This is a genomic window from Bacillus nakamurai (assembly GCF_001584325.1).
Classification (GTDB): domain Bacteria; phylum Bacillota; class Bacilli; order Bacillales; family Bacillaceae; genus Bacillus; species Bacillus nakamurai.
On the sequence record NZ_LSAZ01000007.1, the window covers coordinates 70262 to 95041 of the forward strand.

At 44.2% G+C, this 24780-nt stretch carries 32 protein-coding genes, 1 tRNA gene, 1 pseudogene and 1 riboswitch; of the genes and pseudogenes, 11 read left to right on the plus strand and 23 right to left on the minus strand.

What is annotated here, in order from left to right; genetic code table 11:
- Window positions 1–396, plus strand: coding sequence for an SA1362 family protein (locus AXI59_RS04355; protein WP_061521977.1), 396 nt, complete (start codon window positions 1–3; stop codon window positions 394–396).
- Here AXI59_RS04355 and AXI59_RS04360 read toward each other — a convergent pair.
- The 3 genes from AXI59_RS04360 to AXI59_RS04370 form a co-directional block, all read right to left on the minus strand.
- On the minus strand, window positions 393–1268 hold the full coding sequence (locus AXI59_RS04360; protein WP_061527514.1) for a patatin-like phospholipase family protein: 876 nt from the start codon (window positions 1266–1268) through the stop codon (window positions 393–395). The two genes, AXI59_RS04355 and AXI59_RS04360, sit on opposite strands and share 4 nt — an antisense overlap.
- Window positions 1269–1378: 110 nt before the next feature.
- Entirely contained in the window at window positions 1379–1807 is a 429-nt protein-coding gene (mntR, locus tag AXI59_RS04365; protein ID WP_061527515.1) for a transcriptional regulator MntR, read from the minus strand.
- A gap of 98 nt (window positions 1808–1905) precedes the next feature.
- A complete protein-coding gene (locus AXI59_RS04370) occupies window positions 1906–2742 on the minus strand; it encodes a lipoate--protein ligase family protein (protein WP_061521974.1) in 837 nt (278 codons plus the stop codon).
- A 190-nt stretch (window positions 2743–2932) separates the two neighbouring features.
- On the opposite strand from AXI59_RS04370, the gene AXI59_RS04375 reads away from it, so the two are divergent.
- Window positions 2933–3313 carry a rhodanese-like domain-containing protein gene (locus tag AXI59_RS04375; protein ID WP_061521973.1) on the plus strand — a complete coding sequence of 127 codons (381 nt, stop codon included), beginning with the start codon at window positions 2933–2935 and terminating at the stop codon, window positions 3311–3313.
- A 55-nt stretch (window positions 3314–3368) separates the two neighbouring features.
- On the opposite strand, the gene gcvPB is transcribed toward AXI59_RS04375, so the two are convergent.
- From gcvPB to gcvT, 3 genes are read right to left on the minus strand one after another with little or no spacing between them, the layout of a single operon-like run.
- On the minus strand, window positions 3369–4844 hold the full coding sequence (gene gcvPB, locus AXI59_RS04380; protein WP_061521972.1) for an aminomethyl-transferring glycine dehydrogenase subunit GcvPB: 1476 nt from the start codon (window positions 4842–4844) through the stop codon (window positions 3369–3371).
- Window positions 4837–6183, minus strand: a complete 1347-nt coding sequence (gene gcvPA / locus AXI59_RS04385) for an aminomethyl-transferring glycine dehydrogenase subunit GcvPA (protein WP_061521971.1) — start codon at window positions 6181–6183, stop codon at window positions 4837–4839. Before gcvPA ends, gcvPB begins: the two co-directional genes overlap by 8 nt.
- Window positions 6184–6197: 14 nt before the next feature.
- Window positions 6198–7298 carry a glycine cleavage system aminomethyltransferase GcvT gene (gcvT, locus tag AXI59_RS04390; protein WP_061521970.1) on the minus strand — a complete coding sequence of 367 codons (1101 nt, stop codon included), beginning with the start codon at window positions 7296–7298 and terminating at the stop codon, window positions 6198–6200.
- Window positions 7299–7477: 179 nt separating this feature from the next.
- A riboswitch (glycine riboswitch) is annotated at window positions 7478–7579 on the minus strand.
- A 143-nt stretch (window positions 7580–7722) separates the two neighbouring features.
- Here gcvT and AXI59_RS04395 point away from each other — a divergent pair.
- The 4 genes from AXI59_RS04395 (at window position 7723) to sinR (ending at window position 10938) form a co-directional block, all read left to right on the plus strand.
- Complete coding sequence (locus AXI59_RS04395; protein WP_061521969.1) at window positions 7723–9393, plus strand: DEAD/DEAH box helicase; 1671 nt, start codon at window positions 7723–7725, stop codon at window positions 9391–9393.
- A 23-nt stretch (window positions 9394–9416) separates the two neighbouring features.
- Window positions 9417–10211, plus strand: coding sequence for a YqhG family protein (locus AXI59_RS04400; RefSeq protein WP_061527516.1), 795 nt, complete (start codon window positions 9417–9419; stop codon window positions 10209–10211).
- A gap of 184 nt (window positions 10212–10395) precedes the next feature.
- Window positions 10396–10569 carry an anti-repressor SinI family protein gene (locus AXI59_RS04405; RefSeq protein WP_061521967.1) on the plus strand — a complete coding sequence of 58 codons (174 nt, stop codon included), beginning with the start codon at window positions 10396–10398 and terminating at the stop codon, window positions 10567–10569.
- A gap of 33 nt (window positions 10570–10602) precedes the next feature.
- Window positions 10603–10938 carry a transcriptional regulator SinR gene (sinR, locus tag AXI59_RS04410; RefSeq protein ID WP_003153104.1) on the plus strand — a complete coding sequence of 112 codons (336 nt, stop codon included), beginning with the start codon at window positions 10603–10605 and terminating at the stop codon, window positions 10936–10938.
- A 48-nt stretch (window positions 10939–10986) separates the two neighbouring features.
- Here sinR and tasA read toward each other — a convergent pair whose 3' ends face one another.
- The 3 genes from tasA to tapA all read right to left on the minus strand — a co-directional run bounded on the left by tasA (window position 10987) and on the right by tapA (window position 13065).
- Window positions 10987–11772 carry a biofilm matrix protein TasA gene (tasA, locus tag AXI59_RS04415; protein WP_061521966.1) on the minus strand — a complete coding sequence of 262 codons (786 nt, stop codon included), beginning with the start codon at window positions 11770–11772 and terminating at the stop codon, window positions 10987–10989.
- Window positions 11773–11837: 65 nt separating this feature from the next.
- The gene (gene sipW / locus AXI59_RS04420; RefSeq protein ID WP_061521965.1) at window positions 11838–12422 is read right to left on the minus strand and encodes a signal peptidase I SipW; all 585 of its coding nucleotides are present in this window, start codon (window positions 12420–12422) and stop codon (window positions 11838–11840) included.
- Entirely contained in the window at window positions 12394–13065 is a 672-nt protein-coding gene (gene tapA, locus AXI59_RS04425) for an amyloid fiber anchoring/assembly protein TapA (RefSeq protein ID WP_061527517.1), read from the minus strand. Before tapA ends, sipW begins: the two co-directional genes overlap by 29 nt.
- 264 nt (window positions 13066–13329) lie before the next feature.
- Here tapA and AXI59_RS04435 point away from each other — a divergent pair, with 264 nt between their 5' ends.
- A complete protein-coding gene (locus tag AXI59_RS04435; RefSeq protein ID WP_061521963.1) occupies window positions 13330–13656 on the plus strand; it encodes a DUF3889 domain-containing protein in 327 nt (108 codons plus the stop codon).
- Between the two features lie 43 nt (window positions 13657–13699).
- On the opposite strand, the gene AXI59_RS04440 is transcribed toward AXI59_RS04435, so the two are convergent.
- The 9 genes and pseudogenes from AXI59_RS04440 to AXI59_RS04480 form a co-directional block, all read right to left on the minus strand.
- Window positions 13700–13879, minus strand: a complete 180-nt coding sequence (locus AXI59_RS04440) for a YqzE family protein (RefSeq protein WP_061521962.1) — start codon at window positions 13877–13879, stop codon at window positions 13700–13702.
- Window positions 13880–13935: 56 nt separating this feature from the next.
- Window positions 13936–14319 carry a competence type IV pilus minor pilin ComGG gene (gene comGG / locus AXI59_RS04445; RefSeq protein WP_061521961.1) on the minus strand — a complete coding sequence of 128 codons (384 nt, stop codon included), beginning with the start codon at window positions 14317–14319 and terminating at the stop codon, window positions 13936–13938.
- Entirely contained in the window at window positions 14320–14715 is a 396-nt protein-coding gene (locus AXI59_RS04450; protein WP_061521960.1) for a ComGF family competence protein, read from the minus strand.
- 13 nt (window positions 14716–14728) lie between these two features.
- Window positions 14729–15043, minus strand: a complete 315-nt coding sequence (gene comGE / locus AXI59_RS04455; protein ID WP_061527519.1) for a competence type IV pilus minor pilin ComGE — start codon at window positions 15041–15043, stop codon at window positions 14729–14731.
- Window positions 15027–15464, minus strand: coding sequence for a competence type IV pilus minor pilin ComGD (comGD, locus tag AXI59_RS04460; protein WP_061521958.1), 438 nt, complete (start codon window positions 15462–15464; stop codon window positions 15027–15029). The genes comGE and comGD overlap by 17 nt, the downstream gene beginning before the upstream one ends.
- A complete protein-coding gene (gene comGC, locus AXI59_RS04465) occupies window positions 15454–15762 on the minus strand; it encodes a competence type IV pilus major pilin ComGC (protein ID WP_082791723.1) in 309 nt (102 codons plus the stop codon). Before comGC ends, comGD begins: the two co-directional genes overlap by 11 nt.
- A 5-nt stretch (window positions 15763–15767) precedes the next feature.
- Window positions 15768–16805, minus strand: a complete 1038-nt coding sequence (comGB, locus tag AXI59_RS04470) for a competence type IV pilus assembly protein ComGB (RefSeq protein WP_061527520.1) — start codon at window positions 16803–16805, stop codon at window positions 15768–15770.
- Window positions 16792–17862 (minus strand): competence type IV pilus ATPase ComGA, encoded by a 1071-nt coding sequence (gene comGA, locus AXI59_RS04475; RefSeq protein ID WP_061521956.1) that lies wholly within the window; start codon window positions 17860–17862, stop codon window positions 16792–16794. The genes comGB and comGA overlap by 14 nt, the downstream gene beginning before the upstream one ends.
- A 211-nt stretch (window positions 17863–18073) precedes the next feature.
- Window positions 18074–19000: pseudogene (locus AXI59_RS04480) on the minus strand (magnesium transporter CorA family protein).
- 147 nt (window positions 19001–19147) lie between these two features.
- Between AXI59_RS04480 and AXI59_RS04485 the strand changes: the two are divergent.
- Window positions 19148–20449 carry a hemolysin family protein gene (locus AXI59_RS04485; protein WP_061527521.1) on the plus strand — a complete coding sequence of 434 codons (1302 nt, stop codon included), beginning with the start codon at window positions 19148–19150 and terminating at the stop codon, window positions 20447–20449.
- Between the two features lie 47 nt (window positions 20450–20496).
- Here the strand turns inward: AXI59_RS04485 and AXI59_RS04490 are convergent, their stop codons facing one another.
- The gene (locus AXI59_RS04490; protein ID WP_061521953.1) at window positions 20497–21336 is read right to left on the minus strand and encodes an STAS domain-containing protein; all 840 of its coding nucleotides are present in this window, start codon (window positions 21334–21336) and stop codon (window positions 20497–20499) included.
- A gap of 74 nt (window positions 21337–21410) precedes the next feature.
- Here AXI59_RS04490 and AXI59_RS04495 point away from each other — a divergent pair.
- Window positions 21411–21481 (plus strand) — tRNA-Gln (locus tag AXI59_RS04495).
- Window positions 21482–21543: 62 nt separating this feature from the next.
- Here the strand turns inward: AXI59_RS04495 and AXI59_RS04500 are convergent.
- Entirely contained in the window at window positions 21544–21924 is a 381-nt protein-coding gene (locus AXI59_RS04500) for a Spx/MgsR family RNA polymerase-binding regulatory protein (protein ID WP_061527522.1), read from the minus strand.
- Window positions 21925–22144: 220 nt separating this feature from the next.
- Between AXI59_RS04500 and AXI59_RS04505 the strand changes: the two genes are divergently transcribed.
- Entirely contained in the window at window positions 22145–22390 is a 246-nt protein-coding gene (locus AXI59_RS04505; RefSeq protein ID WP_061527523.1) for a DUF2626 domain-containing protein, read from the plus strand.
- Window positions 22391–22432: 42 nt separating this feature from the next.
- On the opposite strand, the gene AXI59_RS04510 is transcribed toward AXI59_RS04505, so the two are convergent.
- Entirely contained in the window at window positions 22433–23071 is a 639-nt protein-coding gene (locus AXI59_RS04510; protein WP_061527524.1) for an MBL fold metallo-hydrolase, read from the minus strand.
- Window positions 23072–23224: 153 nt separating this feature from the next.
- Between AXI59_RS04510 and AXI59_RS19165 the strand changes: the two genes are divergently transcribed.
- Window positions 23225–23398 (plus strand): DUF2759 domain-containing protein, encoded by a 174-nt coding sequence (locus AXI59_RS19165; RefSeq protein ID WP_064485276.1) that lies wholly within the window; start codon window positions 23225–23227, stop codon window positions 23396–23398.
- Window positions 23399–23429: 31 nt separating this feature from the next.
- Here AXI59_RS19165 and AXI59_RS04515 read toward each other — a convergent pair whose 3' ends face one another.
- Complete coding sequence (locus AXI59_RS04515) at window positions 23430–23744, minus strand: MTH1187 family thiamine-binding protein (protein WP_061521949.1); 315 nt, start codon at window positions 23742–23744, stop codon at window positions 23430–23432.
- 3 nt (window positions 23745–23747) lie between these two features.
- Window positions 23748–24779: a YqgU-like beta propeller domain-containing protein gene (locus AXI59_RS04520; RefSeq protein ID WP_061527525.1), complete on the minus strand. Its 1032-nt coding sequence runs from the start codon at window positions 24777–24779 to the stop codon at window positions 23748–23750.
- Window position 24780: the final 1 nt, after the last annotated feature.

The following is a 24780-nucleotide window of genomic DNA, read 5'->3' on the forward strand; positions in this document are numbered from 1 at the left end:
ATGAATCATCGTGTACAACCTATTATTGCTGTATTAATCGCGCTTGGCGCATTCGGCTTCATTTATGCGGCGGTAACCAACCCCGGGCAAATGATCAGCAGGGCCATTACCGTTATCCTCGCAGGTGTCATTATTTATTTTATCGTCAGATCGGTAATGAATCGCCGCGCCGGACAGGACGGAACCGCCTTTAAAAAAGCGGCGAAACAATCGCGGCGCCGAATGAAGGAGCAAAAAGCAAAGCACCGCGCCGGACACAGAGGGCGGGTCAGCCATTTGCGGAGCGTGCCGAGCGACAGCAAGCCTAAGCCGATGATTCTAAAGAAAAAAAGCCAGACCCAGCTGACCGTTATTGAAGGAAAAAAAAATAAAAAGAAAAACAGAGCGCTTTTTTAATAGGTCCATTGCTTCAGAAACTGCTCTGTCCTGCTTTTTCCTAGCTCAATGAGGGCTAGTTTTTTTTGTTCCGTGAGGTGAAACTCGGTCGCCATCACGTGCTCCACCGGAATAAAAATAATGTTTTGTTCGTATCTTGTCGCGATATGCCTCGCATCATGGGCGTCTTTCATCGTTTCAAACAAAGCGCCAAACAGCTCAAACGCATTCCGGATTGAATTTTTCGGACGTTCTTTTGCACGAGGCGAAAGCGAGATGCCGATCACGGGCCGCTTGCGTTCTTTTGAAAACAGCCAAATCGGAAAGTTGCTTAAAACACCTCCGTCTACGACCGTGGATGTGCCTTTGTCGCTTTTTAATTTAATCGGCTCGAAAAAATAAGGGATGCTGCAGCTCATCCTGACGGCTCTGGCAACGGGGAACATTTCGGGGTTTAACCCGTAGTTGGGGAGGTCATCCGGCAGCACGATCATCGTTCCGTTTGTCAGGTCAGAAGCAATCAGACGGAGCGATCCTTTTTTCAAATCCCCAAACATGATAATGTCCTTTGCTTTTAATTTGTCCGCAATCCACTTTTCCAGCGTGTCGCCTTTATATAAGCCAAGTCGCCAGTAAATGGACACCCACTGTAAGAGTTTGAGCGGAAGGAATGAAAATCTCTGGTCTAACAACTGCTTCTCTTCTACTTCATCAATGATCGAATGAATCTCCCTGCTTGTGTAGCCTGCCGCGATGAATGCAGCGATAATCGCGCCGGCGCTTGTTCCGGCCAGCCTCTCAAAGCGGAAGCCCTGCTCCTCAAGCGCTTCATAGGCGCCTGCCAGTGCTACCCCTTTTATCCCTCCGCCAGAAAATACGCCGTCAATATGCATAAGCGCCCTCTCCCTTCCTCCCAAGGTGTATTACTATTTTAAGAAACAGCTTGGTGAAATAGACCATGAATGAAGACATAAAAAAAGGGCGCCCTTTTTCGGGCTGCCCTTTACTCAGCAGGATTTTCTGTTTTTTTCTGTACAGATTTAAGTTCTTTTTTACGGCCCTCGTCATCTTCAAAATATTGAACAAGGTCGCCGATGCGATCAATGCTGTTCCAGCTCAGATGATGTTCGATTCCTTCGACATCGTTGTAAATTTTCTCTTCATCAACACCAATGATTCTTAAAAACTGCTCAAGCAATTCATGTCTGTATACGAGCCGTTTGCCTATTTTTTTCCCTTTAGAGGTCAATACGAGCCCTCGATATTTTTCATAAATCAAATACTCGTCTTTATCTAGTTTTTGAACCATTTTCGTTACAGAGGAGGGATGGACTGCCAATGCTTCCGCAATATCAGAAACCCTTGCATATCCTTTTTCTTCAATCAGCATATAAATCTGTTCAATATAATCTTCCATACTTGGTGTTGTCATCGTAACCCTCCCAAAAAGCACCTTAACTTTATAAACCATTACAAGTTTACACTAACGGTCATGAAAAAACAAGGATGCTTCAGGCTTGTCAAGCCTTTTTAGCGCTTATAATTCCATTCATCAGATGCGTATTTTGTTTCGGCGAGTTCGTTGACAAACTCCAGTTCTTCTGCCGTAAGCGTATAAGGCTCAAGATGAATGTTCAGCCCTTCTTCAAATCCGGCTTTAAAAGCCGTGCGGGCCTCATCCATCGTCACTCGTTCCTGCGCTAAAGCGTTAATCGCCACCGCTTTCTTTTTGAAATTTCGCTGCATGCGCTCACGGACTCTGTCGCTCGGATATAAAAACAGGTCAAACAGCTTGTCCTCGTCAATGTCAAGCAGGATGGAACCGTGCTGAAGAATGACGCCTTTTTGTCTTGTCTGGGCGCTCCCCGCCACCTTCCGCCCTTCAACGACCAGCTCATACCAGGAAGGCGCATCAAAGCAGACTGAGGAGCGCGGATTTTTAAGGCTTTCTTTTTCTTTTTCCGTTCGCGGAATGGCAAAGTATGCATCGAGGCCAAGATTTCTGAACCCTTGCAGAATGCCTTCTGAAATGACCCGGTAAGCTTCTGTCACCGTTGCCGGCATTTCAGGATGATCCTCTGAGACGATCACGCTGTAAGTCAATTCTTTATCGTGCAGAACGCCTCGTCCGCCTGTCGGCCGTCTGACGAAACCAAGGCCGTGCTTATGTACCGCGTCAAAGTTAATTTCCTTCTTAATATTTTGAAAATACCCGACAGACAATGTCGCCGGATTCCAGCCGTAAAAACGGATTACCGGAGGAATTTTTTTTTCGCTGTGCCAATATAAAAGCGCTTCATCAAGCGCCATGTTAAATGCCGGGCTTTCATTCCCTGAGTCAATAAACCGCCATGTTTCTTTTTCCATATATTAAACCCTTCTTTATCGTTTTAATAAAATCAGTTTATCAAACTGATGGGGAAATGAAAAATATTTCGTTTCATTAAGGATGACAATCTCTTCATGCTTTACTATAATAGTATTTGTCCCAAAAAGTCCGGTAAGCCTTGTTTTTTATACAAGGTTTGATTTTATAAGCTAAAGGAGTAGAATCACATTGTCTAACATGATTGCTTTAATTATTGTCGCGGCGTTTCTCGTTTATATGATCGTGTCGTATTTTTATCAGCAGCGGTTAATGAAAACACTTACGGAAGAGGAATTCCGCGCGGGCTACCGAAAAGCGCAGCTCATTGACGTCCGGGAGCCGAATGAATTTGAAGGCGGCCATATTCTCGGCGCGCGCAACATCCCCCTGTCCCAGCTTAAGCAGCGTAAAAATGAAATCCGCCCGGATAAGCCCGTTTACCTTTACTGCCAAAATAATGTCCGCAGCGGACGCGCCGCCCAGACGCTCCGTAAAAACGGCTGCAAGGATATTTACAACTTAAAAGGCGGATTTAAAAAATGGAGCGGAAGAATTAAAGCGAAAAACTAATAATCAAAAGAGCTGCCCGTTTTTATAACGGCAGCTCTTTTTTTACACCCTTTATTTAACGCTTGTCATCAGGGGCATGTTCATATTTTAAGACCGGGTGTCTTGCGGCCTTGGTTTCATCCATTCTCTTCACAACCGTCGTATGCGGCGCCTCTTGCACGACCTCAGGCGTTTCTTCCGCTTCTTTGGCGATTTGAATCATCGCATCGATAAATGCATCAAGGGTTTCTTTTGACTCTGTTTCGGTCGGTTCAATCATGATGCTTTCTTCAACATTCAGAGGAAAATAAACGGTCGGCGGATGGTAGCCGAAATCCAAAAGCCGTTTTGCAATATCCAGCGTTCTCACGCCGAGCTTTTTTTGCCGTCTTCCCGATAACACAAATTCATGCTTGCAATGACGGTCGAACGGCAGATCATAATAAGGCGCAAGCCTTCTCATCATATAGTTGGCGTTTAAGACCGCGTTTTCGGTCACAGCCTTTAACCCGTCCGGCCCCATGGAACGGATATATGTATAGGCTCTGACATTGATGCCGAAGTTGCCGTAGTAAGGCTTGACCCGTCCAATGGAGTGCGGGCGGTCATAGTCAAATGTAAAACGGCCCTCTTTTTTCGTTAATACAGGTTTTGGCAGATACGGAATAAATTCTTTCTTCACTCCGACCGGACCTGAGCCCGGGCCTCCTCCCCCGTGGGGCCCCGTAAACGTTTTATGCAAATTAAGGTGAACGACGTCAAATCCCATGTCTCCCGGTCTTGCTTTACTTAATACCGCATTTAAATTCGCTCCGTCGTAATAGAGCTTACCACCTGCCTGATGGACGATTTCCGCCATCTCTGTAATGTTTTCCTCAAATAAACCGAGGGTATTCGGATTCGTCAGCATCAACGCGGCTGTTTCTTCATTGACCGCTCTTTTCAGATCGTCAATATCAACAAGCCCGTGTTCATTTGATTTCACGGTAATGGTTTCAAATCCGGCAACCGTTGCAGAAGCGGGATTCGTACCGTGTGCAGAATCAGGCACAATCACCTTCGTCCGCCCGTAATCTCCGCGTGCTTCGTGATAGGCGCGGATCATCATCAGGCCCGTCCATTCGCCGTGAGCGCCAGCGGCCGGCTGCAGCGTCACTTCATCCATTCCCGTAATCTCTTCCAAGTGCCCGCTTAAATCGTATAATAACTCAAGCGCCCCTTGAACCGTATCCTCATCCTGAAGCGGATGAATCGCAGAAAATCCGGGGAACCGGGCGATTTTTTCATTCAGTTTCGGATTGTATTTCATCGTACATGACCCAAGCGGATAGAACCCTGAATCAACTCCGTGGTTTCTTTTTGAAAGAGCGGTATAATGCCGCATAATATCAAGCTCTGAGACCTCCGGGAGCTTGGCGTCTTCTGTACGGATATAGTCATCGGGAAGCAGGCTGCCCAAATCAGTTTCCGGCACATCAAGCTCCGGTAAACTGTAACCGACGCGCCCTTCGCGGGACAATTCAAAAATAAGCGCCTGATCTTGATTATTCATGGTGATCCCCCAATCCCGCAATAAGCGAATCAATTTCTTCTTTTGTTCTAAGCTCTGTGACGGCTATAAGCATATGCTGCTCCAGCTCCGGATACGCAAGGCCTAAATCATACCCGCCGATAATGCCTGCTTTTAATAAGCGCCTGTTCGCCTCTTTTACAGGTTCATTCAGCTTAACAGCAAATTCATTAAACATCGGGCCGCTAAACACAACTTGCAAGCCGGCTTTTTCTGCCTGGCGCTTAGCATAATCAGCTTTCAGGATATTTTGGCGGGCTATGTCTTTTACCCCGTTTTTCCCGAGTGCCGTCATCGCAACTGAAGCCGCCAAAGCATTCAGCGCCTGGTTTGAACAAATGTTGGAGGTGGCTTTGTCTCTCCTGATATGCTGCTCGCGTGCCTGGAGGGTAAGGACAAAACCTCTTTGTCCGTTTTCATCCTCCGTTTGCCCGACAAGCCGTCCCGGCACCTTCCTCATCAGTTTTTTTGTTACCGCAAAGTAGCCGCAGTGCGGGCCGCCAAACGCCGCCGGTATGCCGAAAGGCTGTGCGTCTCCGACGACGATATCCGCTCCGTATGCCCCCGGCGGCGTTAAGATGCCGAGTGCGAGCGGGTTTGAGGAAACAATCATCTGGCTTTTCCCTTTATGCGCGATAGGCTCAATCTCTTTTAACGGCTCAATTTGACCAAAGAAATTCGGGTATTGGACGATAACGGCCGCTGTCTCTTCACAAACAGCCTCCTCCAGCGCTTCAAGATCCGTCACTCCGTTTTTCACCGGCACCTCTGTAACCTCAATATATTGGCCTTTTGCGTATGTTTTCAGGACGTCTCTTGATTCCGGATGAACGGCTGCGGAAATAACGATTTTTTTCTTTTTCGTGTGCCCCGAAGCAAGCATCGCCGCTTCAGCTAACGCAGTTCCTCCGTCATACATGGAGGAGTTTGCGATATCCATCCCCGTTAATTCACAAATCATCGTCTGAAATTCAAAAATCGCCTGAAGCTCGCCTTGGGAAATTTCAGGCTGATAAGGCGTGTATGCCGTGTAAAACTCTGATCTGGAAATGACATGATCCACGATGACAGGCTGATAGTGGTCGTACACTCCTGCCCCCAGAAATGAAGCATATGTAACGGCATCCCTGTTTTTAGCTGCAAGCTTCGTCAGTTCTCTCGTTAACTCTGTTTCTGATTTTGCTTTTTTAATGTGATAGTCCTTAGGAAACCTCACATTTTCCGGGATATCAGCAAACAGATCATCAATTGTTTCTGCGCCGATGGCTTTCAGCATTTCTTTTTTATCCTGTTCTGTCGCGGGCAAATATCGATGCTTCATATGACTCTCCTTTTTCAGCTATGTTTTGGACGTTTATAAAACGGTGTGCGGACGATCTTCGCTTTTACTGTTTTGCTGCGGATTTCCACCTCTACTTCAGTTCCGATTTCACTGAATTCCGTCTTTATTAAGGCGAGGCCGATATTTTTCTTTAATGTTGGAGATTGTGTGCCTGTTGTAACCTCACCGATCTGTATACCGTCTTTTTTCACGGCGTAGCCGTGCCTCGGTATTCCTTTTTCAATCATTTCGAGCCCGACAAGCTTGCGGGGAGCTCCTTTTTCTTTCTGTTCGCTCAATACTGACTTCCCGAAAAAATCGGAATCTTTCTTATGTTTTACGGCAAAACCGATTCCGGCTTCAATCGGTGTAATGTCTTTTGTGAGCTCCTGCCCGTATAACGCCAGTTTCGCTTCAAATCTCAGCGTATCGCGGGCGCCAAGTCCGCACGGCATGAGGCCGTCTTCCTCTCCGGCTTTAACAATCTGCTTCCAAAGGCTTACCGCATCTTCATTGCGGCAATAAAGCTCAAAGCCGTCTTCCCCGGTATATCCTGTTCTGGAGAGCAGGACTTGATGCCCGGCGACAGCTGCCTCATCAATAAACGTAAACGGCTTTAATGACGACAAATCAATTTCAGTCAGTTTTGCGAGAACCGTCTCAGCTTTCGGTCCTTGAACAGCCAGCAATGAGAGCTCGCCGGACTGATCTGTTATCGTGACATCCCCTTCGGCATGCTCCTTCAGCCAAGCGATATCTTTGTCGATATTAGACGCATTGATGACGAGTAAATAGCAGGTGCCGCTTTTCTGATAGATCAGCAAGTCATCAACCGTTCCGCCGTCTGGATAACACATTGCGGTATACAGCGCGGCTCCAGGCTTTAAGTCTGCAACGTCATTTGTCATCATCTTCTGCAGAAAAGGCAGACTGTCTTTACCGGATACTTCGACCTCTCCCATATGAGACACATCAAACAGGCCCGCTTTTGTGCGGACGGCTTCATGCTCCTCCTTAATAGAAGAAAATTGGACCGGCAGCTCCCAGCCTCCAAAATCAATCGTTTTTCCGCCGTATTCTTTATACACTTCATAAAGCGGTGTTCGTTTTAGCATCATCTTCCCCCTTAGCTCATTGGCGCATTGTATAAAAACCATATAAAAAAGGACAGAGAAACACCTCATTTACATGAAGGTTTCTCTGTCCCGGCACCTGAAAGTTTACTTTATGAAACATCATAAAGACGTCCCCTTTGGTGGTTTGCTTATATCTTTGCAAACACTCTCCAGAGTTGCGTCGAGCAAGAGTTCTTTTGCCTGAGAGATTCACTCCGCAGTTTGCTCCTTCGGCGCCCGGATGCGCATTTCTTCGCCCAGGTCTCTCCCCTTGCTGTCATTCGCTCATATTTACCAATTGTTATGGACATACTAAAGCAATATCTTGGGTGAAATCATTACTTATATCCTACCACCCTCACTTACGTCCGGCAACAAAAATTATGATAAATCAGTTTTTTGAAAGAAAGGCGGTTTTATACACATGGCGACAGAGATCATATTCGATTCGAATTGGCCGGAAGAGTTTTTTGAACGCCTGAAAACAGACGGCCCCTGGTCAAATTGGGAACTGTACAAACTGTCTGCTGAAGTCCAGGAAACCCTTGCCATTCCTGAATTTGAGGGTTTAAGGTCTCCTTTGTACCTGCCTAATTTCACCCCGCTTCCCCATCAGCTCGAGGTAGCGCAGAAAGTTGTAGAAAAAATGAACGGCAAAGCAATATTGGCAGATGAAGTAGGATTGGGCAAAACCGTAGAGGCCGGCCTGATTTTAAAAGAGTACATGATTCGGGGACTGGCCAAAAAAATCCTCATTCTTGTGCCCGCTTCGCTTGTATCGCAGTGGGTGAAAGAGCTGCAGGAAAAATTTTTAATCCCGGCCGTTGAGCAGAAGAAAAGCTATGTTTGGGAGCAGTGCGATATCGTCGTCTCTTCAATTGATACGGCAAAGCGTTCGCCTCACAAGGATATCGTGCTGTCTATCCCCTATGATCTCGTCATCATCGACGAGGCGCATAAGCTCAAAAACAGCAAAACGAAGAATTATGAATTTGCGAGAAGCCTTGTTAAGAAATATTGCCTGCTCCTGACGGCAACGCCGATTCAAAACCGTATTGAAGAAATCTTTAATTTAGTGTCGCTGTTAAAACCCGGCCATTTAGGCAATGAAAGCGGATTTCAAGAAACGTTTAATAAAAAAGACGGAATTGATGACCACGAGCATTTAAAAGAACTGGTCAATAAGGTCATGATCCGCAATACACGGAGCGATACGGGGCTTACGTGGACGCAGCGCCTTGTTGAAACAGTGCCCATTACGTTTTCCCCGACGGAACAGGCGCTTTACGATGACATTAACGCACTGAAAAGCGGCATGGAAAAGCCGACAAGCGCTTTTTCCATCATGACGCTGCAAAGAGAATGCTGTTCGAGCAGAGAAGCGGTGTATATGACGCTTAAGAAAATGCTCGACCAAAAAGACAAACAAGCGCCCGCCTTTGACGAACAGACGATCGCGAATTTAATGGAGCGCATCAATCAGGTGACACAAAATTCAAAAGCGATTCAAGTCGTTGATTTAATTCAAAAAATTAATGACAAGGTCATTATTTTTACCGAATACCGGGCGACCCAGATTTATCTCCAGTGGTTTCTTCAGCAAAACGGAATAAGCTCGGTCCCTTTCAGGGGCGGATTTAAGCGCGGAAAAAAGGACTGGATGAAGGATCTCTTCCGCGGCAAAGTTCAGGTGCTGATCGCGACAGAAGCCGGAGGAGAAGGGATCAACCTGCAATTTTGCAATCATATCATCAACTATGATCTGCCGTGGAATCCAATGCGTCTTGAGCAAAGAATCGGAAGGATACACAGACTCGGACAGGAAAGAGATGTCCATATTTACAACATGGCGACAAAACATACGGTGGAGGAGCACATCTTAAAGCTTTTATATGAAAAAATACATTTATTCGAAAATGTAGTCGGTGAATTAGATGATATTTTAACAAAAATCAAAGTGAACAATTTTGAAGAGCATTTAAATGATATTTTATGCCATTCGCTGACCGAAGAAGAAATGAGAATCAAAATGGACAACCTCACGTCTTTCTTATCGTACAGCAAAGAAGAGCCGGCCAGAAAAAAAGGATCTTAGTTTGAAAAAGGAGGCTGTTTGACATGAGACAGCAAGAGGTTCATCAATTTTTACTGCGCTTTTTTGAGGCGAATCACTGCCCCGTCACCGAGCAAGGACCGGGTTTTATGACCGTTCAGCTTACAGTTGAAATGGACAAACAAATTATGAACCGCCCCTTTTATTGGCACTGGCGTGAAAAGACAGGCGGCGAGCCGAACCCGATGAAAATCACGTTTATCACCGATAGAGAAACGGCCCCCAGTGACATAGACGGTGAATTTATTTATTTCGGGGCTCCGCGGCTCTTTCAAATCTTTCAAGCAGTTAAACAAAATGGGAGATTTACAAGAATATATGAGAAAATTGTATCAGCCGGAGCCAGAGTGCCTCTACAGCCCTGGCTTGGGATAAACGTAGTGATTTCATACCAATCCGACATGAAAAAAGACAAACTATTGTCACTGGGCCTTCACCTTGTTTCTGGACAAATTATTGAAGACTTTCAGCGTAAGCTTACAACGCTGCCGCTGACATCCCAAATATCAGACTATTGCTTTACCATATCGCCTATGATTAAACCGGAAAGCGGAATAAAGCGAATGGAACATTATCTGACGAACTTTGCCGCAGAAGAACCGTCAGACTGGGCCGATAATGCCGTTACAAGATGGCAGAAGGATCTTACGCTGCTAGATCAATTTTATGAGCATACAGAGGAAAAACCTGAAGAATATGATTTGGAAAAACAAGCGCTGAAAGCCTTATATCAGCCAAAAATTAACATCCAAATTGAAAATGGCGGTTTATTTTTCCTGCAAAGTAATTTTTCTGGATAAGCCTGATTCATTCGACACCTTTCTCGTTTTTTTTAGAAATTGTATATTATAATAAAAATATATAGAAAAAATTTCTGGCGTTTCACATGCGATTATTAACTTCCAGACATGAAAAAAGGTACACAATAGGTCATGGCCGGATTGGCTGAAATACATAAACAAGTATTTTAGGAGGAGAAAATGCATGAAAAATGCAAAAACAGAATTTTCACAATTAGATAAGGAATGGGTTGAATTAATGTTGGAAGCCCAAAAATCAAATATCAGCCTAGAAGAGATACGCAAATACTTGCATTCGCATAAAAAGTCTTCTCAACATATCCAGGCCGCCAGAAGTCGTACCGTAAATCCTTTCTGAATGTGCTATAATATCACAAGGAAGGTGATGACATTGATTGGCCAGCGTATTAAACAATACCGAAAAGAAAAAGGCTACTCACTATCAGAACTAGCTGAAAAAGCTGGGGTAGCGAAGTCTTATTTAAGCTCAATAGAACGAAATTTACAGACGAACCCCTCCATTCAATTTCTCGAAAAAGTCTCCGCTGTTCTGGACGTCTCGGTTCATACTTTACTTGATGAAAAACATGAAACCGAATACGATGGTCAATTAGATAGTGAATGGGAGAAATTAGTTCGCGATGCAATGACATCCGGGGTATCAAAAAAACAATTTCGTGAATTTTTAGATTATCAAAAATGGAGAAAAGCGCAAAAAGAGGAGTAGTGCAGCCATATGTGCACAACTCCTCTTTTATCTCCCCGCCAGTTTGAATTAGTTTTTATCCTCACTGTGGGCCTTTTCATTCTCTTTCACGTAACCGTCTTTATCAGTATGATCCTTTGTAATGGTCAAACCGTTCCATTGTGTCGCTTCAAATGAGAATTGAAGAGAAATGGCGTTGCCTTGGAATTTATTCTGAACACTTTGCCCGTCTGCGTCTTTAGCGGTGTCATTTTTAAACCGGATTTCCATCCGCACTTGGTCATAATCAACAGGCGTCTTTGGAACACCGTCATACTCAGGCGCAGTCTTTCCGTCAATAGTCGCTACATTCACTTTTCCGCTCGCGCTTAGGAATTTTGAATCAATATGCTTGCTGATGGTCTCAGTTGCTGCTTTGTCCTGTTTCGTTGACATCAAATATAAGTCTTTCAGGTTGGCAGCCTTCAGAATAATATTCTTAGGATATCCGTTGCCCCCTTCTTTTCCGACCGTCAGCACGGTAATTTCAAACTGGCTGAGGAAGTCCTCAGCAGATCCGTTTCCTTTTGCCGCTCCTTTGAAATCCGTGAAATTCAGGGCCATTAGTACTTCTTTAATCGCAAGCGACCCATTATTTCTGAATTCAAAATCTTTCGTCAATTTGTCGCCCGGTTTTAAGTTGGATAAGTTTACATTGGCTGATTGTTCTTTTGCCGATAAGTCAAGAGTTCCTGATGCAAATGTGGCATCCGTTGTCTTCACATCATTGAATGCGGCCCATGTGCCGCCTCCGACTAATGCTAATCCAAGTGCTGCCGAAGCAGCGCCCAAGCTTAATTTCTTTTTCATACCCATTTTAGTATACTCCCCTTATTCAATATTTTTTGTTATCAAATCCTGTCGCCAGGTTGCAACTAAAGTCAAGTAGACATGGTGCTGTTTTTCGCATCCTCTTCAAGCGCTTTTGTTTTTCGCTCAATATCCCGGATAGCACTGCCGATTACGGTAATTGAATAAACTAACAGCATGATGCCCGGTACGATTAACAGAATAGCCGTTCCGATCGGCTGGCTCGCTAAATGTATGACATATCCTGCATACGGAAGCTGATATCCCGTATACTGGGCCATAACTTGTTCAGATTGCACGGGAGCGGCATCCGGGGCGGCGTTATGATCGCCTTTTGTTTCAAATAACAGACGCCCGCCTTTCTTTGTTATACCGATGATCCTGTGCGTCACGGCTGATCCGTCATCTTGTGTAAAAGTAATGACATCGCCTTCTTTTAATGCTGTTACATCAGGTATTTTCTTCACTGCAATTAATGAGCCTGTCTTGAATTCCGGGTCCATCGAACCTGACAGCACCGATTTCAGCGTATAGCCGAATATGGACGGCTCTCCGCCGGATGCCCGGGTTGATATGACAGTCAAAGTCAGCACAATAATAAAACTGAAGATGACGACATACAAAATATTACTGATCAGTTTCATCGTTTTTTTCATTTTCTTCCCCTCTTTCTTTTTGCCGTTCAGACGGCTCTTTCTCTGCTTTTTTTACGGAAGAAGCTGTCGGTTTTTCCTGGCATTTGACAAGCTTCATAGGCTCTGACCATTCAAATTTTTCTTCATTTGCCGGATAACCCTCAGGCTTATAAATTTTAAATGCGTATATGCCCGGCTGTAAGGCCCGTTTCGATTCAACCCTATAGAGCAAATCGCTTTTTTTATCGGTCACAAGCCCTCTATCAATGACATTGCCGTTTTGTAAAGGTTTATGTGAGGAAGGGATTTTGTGAAGCTCCCATTTCCATTCAGATATCGTTTGTTTTTCACCTTTATTTTCCAGTTCGACATAAAGGTGAACCGGAGCACACACGGTGCCTGCCGTATCGGTTTGGTTTGTTACGTACAAATCACTTTGATCCCAGCGTTCGTCATAGCGGCAATTGTCATCTGTATAACGAAAGTCCCCGCACGTTTCAATGGGTAAGCTGAAGCTTCTCACATCGTTAAAGGAGGAGCTCGTGTCATCGGTAAACTGGGCACATATCGTTATGGCCAAGCTGAAGATGAACGAAAGCTGGAAAAAGAACAGAATCCGCCATCTCGTTTTAGCCTCTTTTTCCGTTCGGAACAATCGGAACATGACTTACCCCCTGTAAAATCTGTAAATAAATATGCCGTTCGTTCTTTTTAAAGAACTCCATGAACAAAGTATAATCAACGTTTATCGTCTTGAAAAATGTCAAAAACGGTCAAATTGTTCGTTTTTGAGAATGGAATCTTTTAAAAACATCGTTTTGCTCCAAATTACTCATCTTTTTGGAATTTTTTCTAATAAAATGTGGGAAAATAAAGGTATGGCCAAAGAGAAATTAGAAAAGAAATGCAGTGAAAGGGTGATTTATTCATGATCAAACAGTGTTTGATTTGCCTTTCTCTTCTTGTTTTTGGGGCTTCAGCAGCAGCTCAGGCAGAAGGAATGCCGCATTATGCTGTTCACCATAAGCCAAAATGGGAAAAGGTGGCAGAAAACGAAGCAAAAAAAAGATATCCTCTTGCCCAAACCTTATTTATTCAAAAGGTGTGGGATCGGAAAAGAACTGATGAATCCGTCAAGCAATACCACCTAACATTAAGAGAAGGGTCAAAAGAGTTCGGCGTGTTTGTCACAATTTCATTTAATCCTTACAGCCAGAAAGTGAATAAGATTGCCGTCATCGAGGAATATCAATAAAGGCCCTCCCGATTTCAGGAGGACCTTCCGCACATATGAGCTTTTATTTTTTTCGCTGCATCCACAGCTTAAATCCATATGGCAATATACCGAACCAGTGCTGAGAAGCCGGAGCTTTTTTCTCTTTTCGCACCTCTTTTAGTTCTTTTCGCTCATGTTTAGGCGTATCCATATATTTAACGAATTGCTCAGTCATATATTTTACGTAATCGTTTGTTTTCACGATTCTCACCTCATATTGCTGTCTTTACTATGAAGTGTTGGCTCGTCCGCCCCTTTTTATACTTCGGTCCATTGAATCAGTTTTTTCTTTTTCTGATCAAATGAAATGTGCGCCTCTCTTTTCGTACCTGAACGCGTCTCTCCTTTTATAAACATGTCCAATTCATCCTGATGAATAGAGGCGCGGATTTCATAAGATACGACGCCGTATGAAAAACGTTTCTTGCCGGATTGGCCCTTTTGCCCTTGTAAAACATGACGGATGGACAGCAGCGCGCCGTTCTGAAGCAAATTCTCTACCGTGCAGAACTCTGCCGTTTCTTTATCAAATGTTTTACGGGTGATGAAATCAGATGAAGTATAGCTGATGACCAGTAAAACAACGGCAGAAACGAAAAGAACCGCTGGATAAATAAAACCATTTGATTTGTGTTTGTACATTTAATCTCCTTTTAAATAGGTATAAATCGGGAAAGAAATATGGCGCTTTTTCCTATTGACACTTGTGATATCGAGAAAAAGCAGACCGTTTTTCATATACACGTTTAATGACGCCGCGTTTTGAAGAACGGGGACGTGGCCTTTTCCGTTCACTCGTTTTCTTATCATGTTGTGGTATATTTCAAATCGCACTTCTTCTCCGCCTGTTTTCCGGCAGGTTACCGCCCTTCCGGCGTCAGCAGGCTTCACGGCTTCGGCATTTTTACATTCATTCATGATCTGCTGAACGGCAATTGTCTTTTCCTGTCCGTCTATTCCGCCATTTTCCGCCTGCCGGGACAAAAACAAGTGTACAACTGGAGTCAGCGTTCCTGATAAAAAAAGGCAGACCGCCAAGGAGAACAAAACATTAAGAAGCGTAAAGCCACTTTGTGCTGAGAATGCTGAGGCAAATGTTTTTTTCTCCGCGGATAACCGTGCATACTTTTTGATAATCCCCCTCCTCCTTCCACGTCACAACTGAGGACGGCAGCCGCTTGCCGGACATCATATATGTGCCGATGTTCTCACGGAGAAGCTGATAGGCTTCTTTTTGATCTTCTATTAGCTGTTCATCCGCAAGCATTCCCGACCAGACAGGAACGATGGAAATCATGAAAAACAGCCAAATCGCTAACGCTGATAAAGACTCAATTGTTGAGAACCCTTTATTTCCGTTCTGCATATACGTTTCCGCTCCCTAAGTAAACAGTTATTTCATATGTGACTCCGGCTGTTTTCACATAAATTTTCCCGCCTGAATTCGGATGCCCTTTTTCGTTAAATTCAAGCTGCTTCGGTAATGTGGACAGCGTAATCTCAAGCTTCTCAAAGGACCGCTCAACAATGCTTCCGCCAATAGACAGTTTGTATTTATGTTCCTCCGGCAAAAACGCAATTCTGGTTCTTTTATGTTCAGCGATAGCTGTTTCCTGGGCAAGCTGAATGTCTTTTTGCAGCTGGTCTGCTTTTTGCCTCACAGCAAGATGCGTAAAAACAGGAGGAACAGCCGTGAAAAAAACAGTCAGCAAAACGGAAGCCAGACTTAAAACGATCAGACTTTCAAGAAGGGTGAATCCGCCTTCTGTCAGCCTGTTACTTCTCAACTGTTACTTCCCCGCCGCTTATTAAGACCCGTTTTCCATTCGGGCAGGCCGTGTTTTTTTTGATATACCCCTCGGACTGTAAGTCGCCGATATCCGGCGTTTTTCCTTCATGATCGATTTCATATGCTGTTACTTGGGCCTTTACCATATTTTGCAATCCTTCACAGCCCTTGTTTTGAATGCTTTGATTATGCTTAGTCACATTGGGAATAGTGATCAAAAGCAAAATGGAGACGATAAATAAAACGATCAGCATTTCAATTAAAGTAAATCCATCTTGATTCTTCAGACGAAGCACTCCCTTTACATTTGGTTCATCATCTGGTACATCGGCATCAGCATCGACAAATAGACGATTAAAATCATTCCGGCGACAACACCGTAAATCACCGGCTGAAGAATGCCGGTATATTTTTCTGCATTTTGTTCAAGCCGCTCCATCATAAACTGGCTGTATGTAAAAAGTTCACGATGGAGCTGGCCGCTTAACTGTCCATGACTGACTGCAGCGGCAAAATCAATTTCATAACAGGGATGCCGGTAAAGAGCCGATTCAATGGTTTCTCCGGCTTTTAAACGCTCGATGATATTCTCTGCTTCTTGCCGGTAAAAAGGCAGAAAGGATTGTTCTTTAAAAGCCGTTAAGCTGTCGTATATGGAAAGGCCCGATTTTAACAGGCTGCTGAGCTGCAAGGAAAAAAAGTAGCTGTTGAAGAGCACGGCGGCTTTTCCTATAAGGGGAATTTTTACGAACAAAAGCATTTTGTCTTGCGGGGATTTTTTCCTGAACACGAACCAATAGTACACAAACATAATGAAAGCGAAAAAAATAAGGATCGCGCAAGCCTCATGAAAGTGCTGAAAAAATGCAAAGATTAAGGCGGTGGAACGGGAGGTTTTCATATTCATGGACTGATAAATCCCAGAAAACTGCGGGATGATCATACTTTGTAATAGATAAAACATCACACAGACTGAAAATATTAAAAACATTGGGTAGCGGAGCATTTTTCTGATTTGATTGGTCTGTGCCAGCTTTCGCTGCAGCAATTCCCCGCTTTGTTTCATTGCAGCCGGCAATTCTCCGTGTTTCTCCGCAAAATAGCAAATACTTACGGCTTCTTTATGAAAAGACATCACCTGTAATACTTGATAAAAAGCATCGCCTTCCCTTAACTGCCGGATTCCGGCCGTCATTTCAGCAAGCTGCCGCTTATGGAGCTGAAGTTCCAGCAGCCTCAGCCCTTCAATCAGGCTGTACCCTTTTTCAGTCATCTCACCGAGCCTTTTCAGCAGATTGGCTTGATCTTTTAGCGGCCATGTTTTTTTAATCCGTTTCATGGTACACCCACCGGTCGTAATTGCTCGTTGTGACATACCCAAGCGCAATGCCTTTTCTGATCAGCTTGCGAAGCGTTTGATACTGAAAATTAGCCTGTTCCCCCTTTGCTTCTTGAAAACATTGATTAAGGTTTTTCCCGTACAGCAATTCATAAATACCCGCACGCCGTGTCTCTCTGGACAGCCGGCAGTATACGGAACAGCTTTTCTCTTTGCAAAACGGGCATGTTAAATCAACTAAGCGCTGAGCGGCAATTGCAATGACCGTTTGTTCTATCTCACTCATCTTCACCCCGAATTCAAGCAATCTGTAGATGGCGCCTTTTGCGTCCCGTGTATGCAGGCTTGAAAGAACGAGGTGGCCCGTCATGGCTGCCCGTACCGCGATTTTAGCTGTTTCGGCGTCTCTGATTTCTCCTAAAATAATCATATCGGGGTCATGTCTCAAAATGGCCTTTAAACCGGCGGAATAGGTAACCCCGGCTTTTTCATTCACCTGTACTTGAAGCACATCTTCATCTCTCGTTTCTACAGGGTCTTCAAGCGTGACAATCCGCCGGTTAAAATGCTGTTTTGCATAATTGACGAGCGAATAAAGGGTCGTCGTTTTTCCTGAGCCGGTCGGGCCGGTGAAAAGAAGCATGCCGTGAGAATGTTTTAAAAAGGACAACAGCGTGGCGCCTGCACCCGGAAATAAGGACAGTCTGTCTATCGGCGGAATTTGACGTTGGGGTAAAAGCCTGATGACCAGGCTTTCTTCATTCATTGTCGGCAGTGTTGACATCCTCAGATGAACCGTTTCCGTTTTAAGCGGCATGGAAAGCGATCCGTTTTGCGGCTTTCGCCTTTCTCCTATGTCCATTGCCGATAAAAACTTAAAATGAGAAATCAGCCGCACACATTCCTCTTTTTTCATGACCCGTTTTTTCACTAAAGCATGGTCAATACGAAAATGAATAAAAGCATCACGCTCTCTCGGCACAATGTGTATATCAGAAGCCCTTGCCATATATGCCTCGTATATAATTTCTCTGCTGTATGTTTCGATTTTCTCCATGAAATCCCTCCTTCCGACACGTATTGTACATCAGATACATGGCGGCCTCCAAAAGAGGAAATACGCGTTTTTAGAATGTGTTCACTATGAAAAAACAAAAATAATCCAATTAAAATCAATTAATCGCCATAAATGGCCTTCCACTCAGCGATTTTGTGCAAATAAAAAAGCAGGACTGCTGCCTGCTCATTCAGCCCGGTGAAGCCAAAAATCAGCGGGTGTTTTTTTTGTGAAAATATTTCTTTTGCTGTTCTTTGAGAATATCACCCGTCCATCCCTTATGTCTTAAATAAATATAAATCAGCAAGGTTGATACGATAATGAGGATGATAGATCCGAGATATGCATACTTCCAATGGAGTTCCGGCATGTTGTCAAAGTTCATTCCCCAAAGAGCCCCTAGCGCCGTCATCGGCGTAAACAGGGTCGTAAAAATCGTCAGGGCTTTCACAATTTCATTTCCTCTTTGTGAAGTGATGACTTCTTCTGCGTGCAGCAAGTTGCTCAGTTCCTGATCAAATTCATTTATATATGTAATGCCTCTCGTGATTTTTTGGTGGGTTCGCCGATAATCTTTTTGCTGGTCGTTTTTCGGGAGAAAGGCTTCTTTTAATGCCATCTCCACTTTTTTAGCGTTTAAGGTTAACCCTTTCCAAATAAACAGTTCATGGCGCAGTTAATGCACATTTTCCAGAATTCCTTTGCTGTTGTCATCGTGAATCTGCCATTTCAGCGTCCGCTGCTTGACTTCAAACTCATCCAGCCCGATTAAGTAGGACAAAAAAACCTTCAATCGCGTCTCCGCAGGTTTTGATTTGCTGCGCAGCATGTTTTTCTTTCACACCGCGAAGCAAAGAAAAATCAAAATTAATCGTAAAAAAGGATTTACGCGTAATGTAAAAATGAAACACGGTGTGATCCTTTTCATCTTTTAATCCTTGATGATAGATTAAGGAGCCGAAAACCGCTTCATTATTCGGATCATTCGTATCTGAGCGTAAAAGTTAATATGATTTTCGTTTTCAAACCACTTTTCGCATTGCGGCCAGTGGGTATAATGGATAAGTTTTTTTGCTTCTGTTTTTTCGTGGGGCCCGAGCTGATACCAAAACCAGTCCTCACCCGAATGAATCTTCATATGCTGCAACCTCCAGTACATTCGTTTCTTTTTTTAATTGCCCAAATTGAAGAGGATTAAACAAGCTTTCATGTTTGATCAGCTTAATACAGTGGTATTAATCCGAAAAAAGGGAGGTGCAGGCCTTCCTTCTCGGAAGGTGTTCCATTGTATTTAATTAAACTATCAGCCATCACACTATTTATTTTGTTAACGGCATGTTTTGTCGCCGTTGAATTTTCAATCGTTAAAGCTAGACGCTCCCGCATGAACCAGCTTATCCAAGAAGGAGTGAAAGGGGCAAAGGCAGCAAAGCATGTCATCACTCATCTTGATGAGTATTTATCAGCATGCCAATTAGGAATTACCGTAACGGCTTTAGGGCTCGGCTGGCTTGGAGAACCGACAGTGAGAGCTTTGATTCAGCCTCTTTTTTTAAAGACAGGCTTACATGAAACCGTGTCACATGTTTTGTCGCTTATCATCGCCTTTCTATTGGTTACATATGTGAATGTCGTCATCGGCGAGCTGGCGCCGAAAAGTTTTGCCATTCAAAAAGCGGAACGGATTACGCTTTTGTTTGCGAGGCCGATGATTTTGTTTTATAAGCTGATGTTTCCATTCATTTGGCTTCTCAATCATTCCGCCCGGCTGATCACAGGCCTGTTCGGGCTGAAGCCCGCTTCCGATCATGAAATGGCTTATACGGAAGAGGAACTGAGAGTGCTTTTGGCGGAAAGCTATCGCAGCGGCATGATTAAAAAAAGCGAATTGCACTATGTAAATAACATTTTCACATTTGATAAGCGCACCGCAAAAGAAATTATGGTGCCCCGGAACGAAATGGTGAGCCTCCCTTTAGAAAGCGGATCAGGACGTATTCTTCGAGACATTATCAAAACAAATAAATATACCCGTTATCCTGTCGTAAAGGGAGATAAAGATCATGTTGTCGGCATTATCAATATGAAAGAGGTGCTGTTCAGGTTCTTATCAGAAGGCGCTGCTTTTACGAAACACGAGCTCAGCCCTTACATTCAGCCCGCCATCCATGTGATCGAAACGATCCCCATTTATCAATTGTTCGTCAAAATGCAAAAGGAACACGCCCATATGACCATCCTTATTGATGAGTATGGCGGCACCGCAGGATTAGTGACGGCAGAGGACATTATTGAAGAGATCGTCGGAGAAATCCGGGACGAGTTTGATACAGATGAAACGTCCTCTGTGCAAAAGCTCAGTGACAGCCGCTATATCCTGAGCGCCAAGCTGCTGATCAGCGACGTCAATGATCTGCTAGGGACAGAGATTGCTGCTGACCAAGTTGACACGCTCGGAGGCTGGTTTCTCACTCAGCATATTGATGCGAAACCGGGCAGTACGATAGAATGTGACGGATTTACGTTTACGGTGAAAGAAATTGACAGGCGCCATATTCTCACGATCGAAGCAGATAAAGCTGAATAGCTGGGGAGGCGACTCCTCTTTCAGCCATTCAGCTTTTTTCTGATTCATTATGATTCTTGAACGATAAATCCGTTTTTTGATAACGCTTTCGCCAAGCTTTGCTCCGTTCTGACTTTGGAAAAATCAATGCCGAGCTTCACGACGGTTTGGGCGATTTCAGGACGGATGCCCGAAAGCGTCGTCTCAATACCGAGAAGTTTTGTGCTGTCGATGACTTTAAAAATTTGATAGGCAACCATCGTATCAACAATCGGCACGCCTGAAATATCCAAAAACAAATAAGAAAGCCGTAACGAGGCACATTGCTCAAGCACTGATTCTAAAATGGTTTTTGCCCGGTACGTGTCAATCTCGCCGACAAGCGGCAAAATGCCAATGCCGTCTGCAATCGGCATAATCGGAGCGCTTAATTCATTTATCATTTCTTTTTGTGCGTTTAATTGAGTAATTGTGACTTTATGATATTCTTCCGTAAAGACTTCAATAATGTGGTCGATTGCCTGATTCAGCCGCTCGCCCCACTGAAAAACAGCTTCATTTGAAGGCTGCTCTGACATGGTTTCGCTGCATGTCTGTATCCGTTTCCAGACAAGGGTTCGGAATTCCTTAAGACGGCCGATGCTTTCATATACCGGTACCTCATGGACGGCGCGGTCCCTTGCAAATTGCAGCCCCCAGAGGGTCAGCTCCTCTTTTTCTGCTTTTCCGACTAATGCTTTTACGACGATTGTCAGTAAGAGGCGGTGCTGCTTTTCCGCTTTCTGATCAGCTGTGTTCCGCCCGGACGGGGATTCCCGCTGACCTGCCGCCGTCAGCAGCCATTGATGTGTAATTCCCTCGGATTCATCTGTTAATGCTTGAAATAACGCTTCATTTAATTTTTCCATAGGTCTCCTCCATTCTTGTTTTCGTTTTTTATGTATAAAAGCTCTCCGGCCGCACATACTACAATTACTGTCGGTGGGCTATAGCCAAGCGGTAAGGCAATGGACTTTGACTCCGTGATCGTTGGTTCGAATCCAGCTAGCCCAGTCTGCTAACCGCAAAAAACGAAGATTAGCTGATATTTTGATCAGCGGATCTTCGTTTTTCTCTTATGATACAGATTGATGCACTGTTTTTTTCTTCGTCAGCTTCATCAGCTCTCCGGGATTATATCCGATTACCAGTTTTTTATGATCGATGAGAATCGGCCGGCGCAAGAGCTTCGGTTTTTCAATTAACAGCTCCAGCACTTCATTTACAGTCATTTCGTCGATATTCAGATTCAGATTTTTAAAGGTTTGGCTTCTCGTCGCTAAAATTTCATCAATTCCTTCTGTCGTTAAAGATAAAATATGCTTTAATTCATCGATTGTCGGTGTCTCCCTGAATAAATGGCGTTCATTAAAATCAATATTGTGGGCTTTTAACCAGTGCTTCGTTTTCCGGCATGATGTGCAGCTTGGGTATGAGTAAAAAATAAGATCTTTCATTTTTAAAAATTCCTCCCTCAAATGATCCGTCTCTTTGTTAACATAAGTACCCTGAACTTTTTTTCGTTAAACTCATTTCAAAAAGTTTTTTGGATTCTTTTTCATAAGAACACAGGGAAAGACATAAATTCCACAATAAATATAATCATGAAAATGTTTACATTTTAACTGCCGATCCATTATAATAATGATCAGATAGACTCTCGGGAGGGGATAAGGAATGAATCGCATGTTCCGGGTGTTAGGATTTTGGACGGGAATTTTCGCAGTCATGTTTTTTTTAGGTGATATGAAGGACGCATCTCTCTTGTTTTTTGGACAGACGATCTTTTTCGTATTTCTTTCTTATTTAAATTTGACGGAACGGATGTACATTTATATTTTCGGGGCTTACTTAACCGTGTTCTTCGCCGGATTTACATATTACTCTATTTTTATTATGACACCGGGCGGCGGGAGCCACTAACCTAAAAAGAGACAGACCGATTACGGTCTGTCTCTTTTTCTCTTACAGGGAAAATCCGTTAATAAACGGATTTTGCTCCTGCTCCGTCTGTACGTCTGTTTCCGGACCGTGCCCGCTTAATACAAGCGTATGCTCCGGCAGCGTCAGCAGTTTTTGGTGGATGGATTCGAGTAATACTTCCTGGCTTCCTCCATGTAAATCAGTGCGGCCGATGCCTCCCTGAAAGAGCACGTCGCCTGAAATCACCAGATCGGCGTTCTTCACATAATAAGAAACGCTTCCGGGTGAATGTCCGGGCGTAAACAATGTCTCCAAATGAAACGGTCCGATATCAAGTGTGCCGTCACCTTCGATCAGCCGTTCGGCGGGCCGTGCCGTTACGGCGATGCCCCGTAATATTCCCGACCCGTTTAATGAAGGGTCCTCCAGCCACTTTTCTTCATTTTTATGAAGATAAACGGGCACATTCCACTTGTCTCTTACCTCGTCAAGCGCGCCGATGTGGTCAAAATGGGCGTGGGTCAGTAAGATGGCCAGCGGCTTCAGATTTTTTTCTTTTATGTAATTGTTGATTTTATCCGGTTCGCCGCCCGGATCAAAAATGAGACATGATTGATCTTCACTGATCAGAAAATATGCATTTGCCTGAATGGGGCCTGCCGGCATCCGTCTCCATTTCACTTTCATCACCTCTTTATGTATATGACCCTATTATGAAGGTTTTCAGCAGAAGATTCAATCAATGCATGCCCAAAACGCTATCGACAAACAAAATGAAAACGGTTAAAATAAAATGGAAAGATTTTCAGGTTTCAATAACAAAGGAGGCGCATGATGTTACTTGTTGTAATCTTCGGCCTTGTCGCGTTATTAGCTGTATTAGGAGTCCTGCGGGCTGTCAGACAGAGAAATATCCTGGGATTTCTATTTGCCGGCGCCACGTTGTGCGTGTTTGGCTGGTTTGCCGTTATGACCGTTGTAAACAGCGGCTATCCGACTGTACATTAAAACCTGTATCCAATAGGATACAGGTTTATTTTTATTGCTGTAAATGTTTGTTGACACTTTTGATTTTACTCTCCAGAGTCGTCTCTTTATCTCTTCTGTCATCGATGCGGATGTTGGTCGCCACTCTGTGGAGCCCTTTTTGGAAAGGAGCTTCATGAATGTCCTGAATCACCGCAAAAAGGTCGCTCAGCTCTCCTTCGATTAATGTGTTCATCGGGGTGAGCTGAAATTTGATTTTCCCGGCCGCTTTATACCCCTCCAATATCTTCTGAACGTCCGCTACATACGCGCTGACGCTCGGTGTCTCAGTTCCGATCGGAATGATTGTTACATCTGCAATGGCCATTTTCTAAACTCCTTTTTCATTTGTTATAATTGGTTCCATCATGCCTGTCGCCAGTGAAATCACACGGTCATATGTGTAACCGTATAAAGCATATTCCCCGTTTGGAGAAAGCTGAATCGGCTCCATTGCCGCATGCCCAAGCACCGTCCGCTCCTTTTCATCCTTCAGGTTAAAAACGATGAGCTTATATAAACGGCCGTCAGGCTTAAACGTGTAAAACCGCTTATGTTTTTCATCGTAATCATATTCCATCGGTGCCGGGCTCTCATATTTCTCCTGAAGCGGGAAGCGGTGTGTAACGGCTTTCGGCGTCTGAAATAGAAACTCGCCTGTTCGTCTGACGGCAACAGTCATCCCTAAATAGGAATCGGCTGCAACGACGTGATCAAGCTGCTTTTTCTCTTTTTTCGTTTGCAAATCGTACGAATATAGAGGACCCTCTTTATCGCTTTTTCCTTGTTTGATATATTGGAATCCTGTAGAGGACGTCCAATGGATAAAAGGGGTCTGCACCGGGCTGATTCGTAACATGCGGTTTTTCACATCAGCGGTGTAGGTTTTAAAGTCCCAGGTTTCAGTAAAAACCGTAATCATCATTTTATACGGGTCGTACGGATTCCAGGCGGTCTCCAATTCGTATGTGTTAAACGATTGGTGATACAGATTGTCACCTTGCCTGTTTAACAGCACAAGCTCGGTCCGCCCGCTGTTTGTGACCTGCACGAGAATCATCTGTTCTTTCTGGTTGATCTTCACATTGACAATATGGCCCTTTGTTTCAAAAAGCCTTTTTGATTTGCCGCTGAACAGGTCATATATGAACAGCCGATGATGCGTATCATCAGACGATGTATAAAGAATGGTTCGGTCATCCACCCATCCATCCGCTTTCTCCGCTTCGTTTTTGCTGAGCGGAATGATTTTTTGTTCTGCTGATTTCGCCGATATACCTGTGTCATGCTGCTGATGAGATGGTTCACAGGCCGCTAAGCACAGAACGAATGCGGACAGCAGAACAAAAAACAAATATCTCACC

Coding starts and splice junctions, on each gene's coding strand:
- AXI59_RS04435 (WP_061521963.1), top strand. CDS start 13,330: ATGATCAAACAGTGTTTGATTTGCCTTTCTCTTCTTGTTTTTGGGGCT.
- comGG (WP_061521961.1), bottom strand. CDS start 14,319: ATGTACAAACACAAATCAAATGGTTTTATTTATCCAGCGGTTCTTTTC.
- tapA (WP_061527517.1), bottom strand. CDS start 13,065: ATGTTCCGATTGTTCCGAACGGAAAAAGAGGCTAAAACGAGATGGCGG.
- AXI59_RS04500 (WP_061527522.1), bottom strand. CDS start 21,924: ATGAAAGATCTTATTTTTTACTCATACCCAAGCTGCACATCATGCCGG.
- comGB (WP_061527520.1), bottom strand. CDS start 16,805: ATGAAACGGATTAAAAAAACATGGCCGCTAAAAGATCAAGCCAATCTG.
- mntR (WP_061527515.1), bottom strand. CDS start 1,807: ATGACAACACCAAGTATGGAAGATTATATTGAACAGATTTATATGCTG.
- comGA (WP_061521956.1), bottom strand. CDS start 17,862: ATGGAGAAAATCGAAACATACAGCAGAGAAATTATATACGAGGCATAT.
- AXI59_RS04490 (WP_061521953.1), bottom strand. CDS start 21,336: ATGGAAAAATTAAATGAAGCGTTATTTCAAGCATTAACAGATGAATCC.
- comGE (WP_061527519.1), bottom strand. CDS start 15,043: ATGCAGAACGGAAATAAAGGGTTCTCAACAATTGAGTCTTTATCAGCG.
- AXI59_RS04355 (WP_061521977.1), top strand. CDS start 1: ATGAATCATCGTGTACAACCTATTATTGCTGTATTAATCGCGCTTGGC.
- AXI59_RS04400 (WP_061527516.1), top strand. CDS start 9,417: ATGAGACAGCAAGAGGTTCATCAATTTTTACTGCGCTTTTTTGAGGCG.
- AXI59_RS04370 (WP_061521974.1), bottom strand. CDS start 2,742: ATGGAAAAAGAAACATGGCGGTTTATTGACTCAGGGAATGAAAGCCCG.
- gcvT (WP_061521970.1), bottom strand. CDS start 7,298: ATGCTAAAACGAACACCGCTTTATGAAGTGTATAAAGAATACGGCGGA.
- AXI59_RS04360 (WP_061527514.1), bottom strand. CDS start 1,268: ATGCATATTGACGGCGTATTTTCTGGCGGAGGGATAAAAGGGGTAGCA.
- gcvPB (WP_061521972.1), bottom strand. CDS start 4,844: ATGAATAATCAAGATCAGGCGCTTATTTTTGAATTGTCCCGCGAAGGG.
- AXI59_RS04515 (WP_061521949.1), bottom strand. CDS start 23,744: ATGGCCATTGCAGATGTAACAATCATTCCGATCGGAACTGAGACACCG.
- gcvPA (WP_061521971.1), bottom strand. CDS start 6,183: ATGAAGCATCGATATTTGCCCGCGACAGAACAGGATAAAAAAGAAATG.
- AXI59_RS19165 (WP_064485276.1), top strand. CDS start 23,225: ATGTTACTTGTTGTAATCTTCGGCCTTGTCGCGTTATTAGCTGTATTA.
- AXI59_RS04505 (WP_061527523.1), top strand. CDS start 22,145: ATGAATCGCATGTTCCGGGTGTTAGGATTTTGGACGGGAATTTTCGCA.
- tasA (WP_061521966.1), bottom strand. CDS start 11,772: ATGGGTATGAAAAAGAAATTAAGCTTGGGCGCTGCTTCGGCAGCACTT.
- AXI59_RS04405 (WP_061521967.1), top strand. CDS start 10,396: ATGAAAAATGCAAAAACAGAATTTTCACAATTAGATAAGGAATGGGTT.
- sipW (WP_061521965.1), bottom strand. CDS start 12,422: ATGAAAAAAACGATGAAACTGATCAGTAATATTTTGTATGTCGTCATC.
- AXI59_RS04395 (WP_061521969.1), top strand. CDS start 7,723: ATGGCGACAGAGATCATATTCGATTCGAATTGGCCGGAAGAGTTTTTT.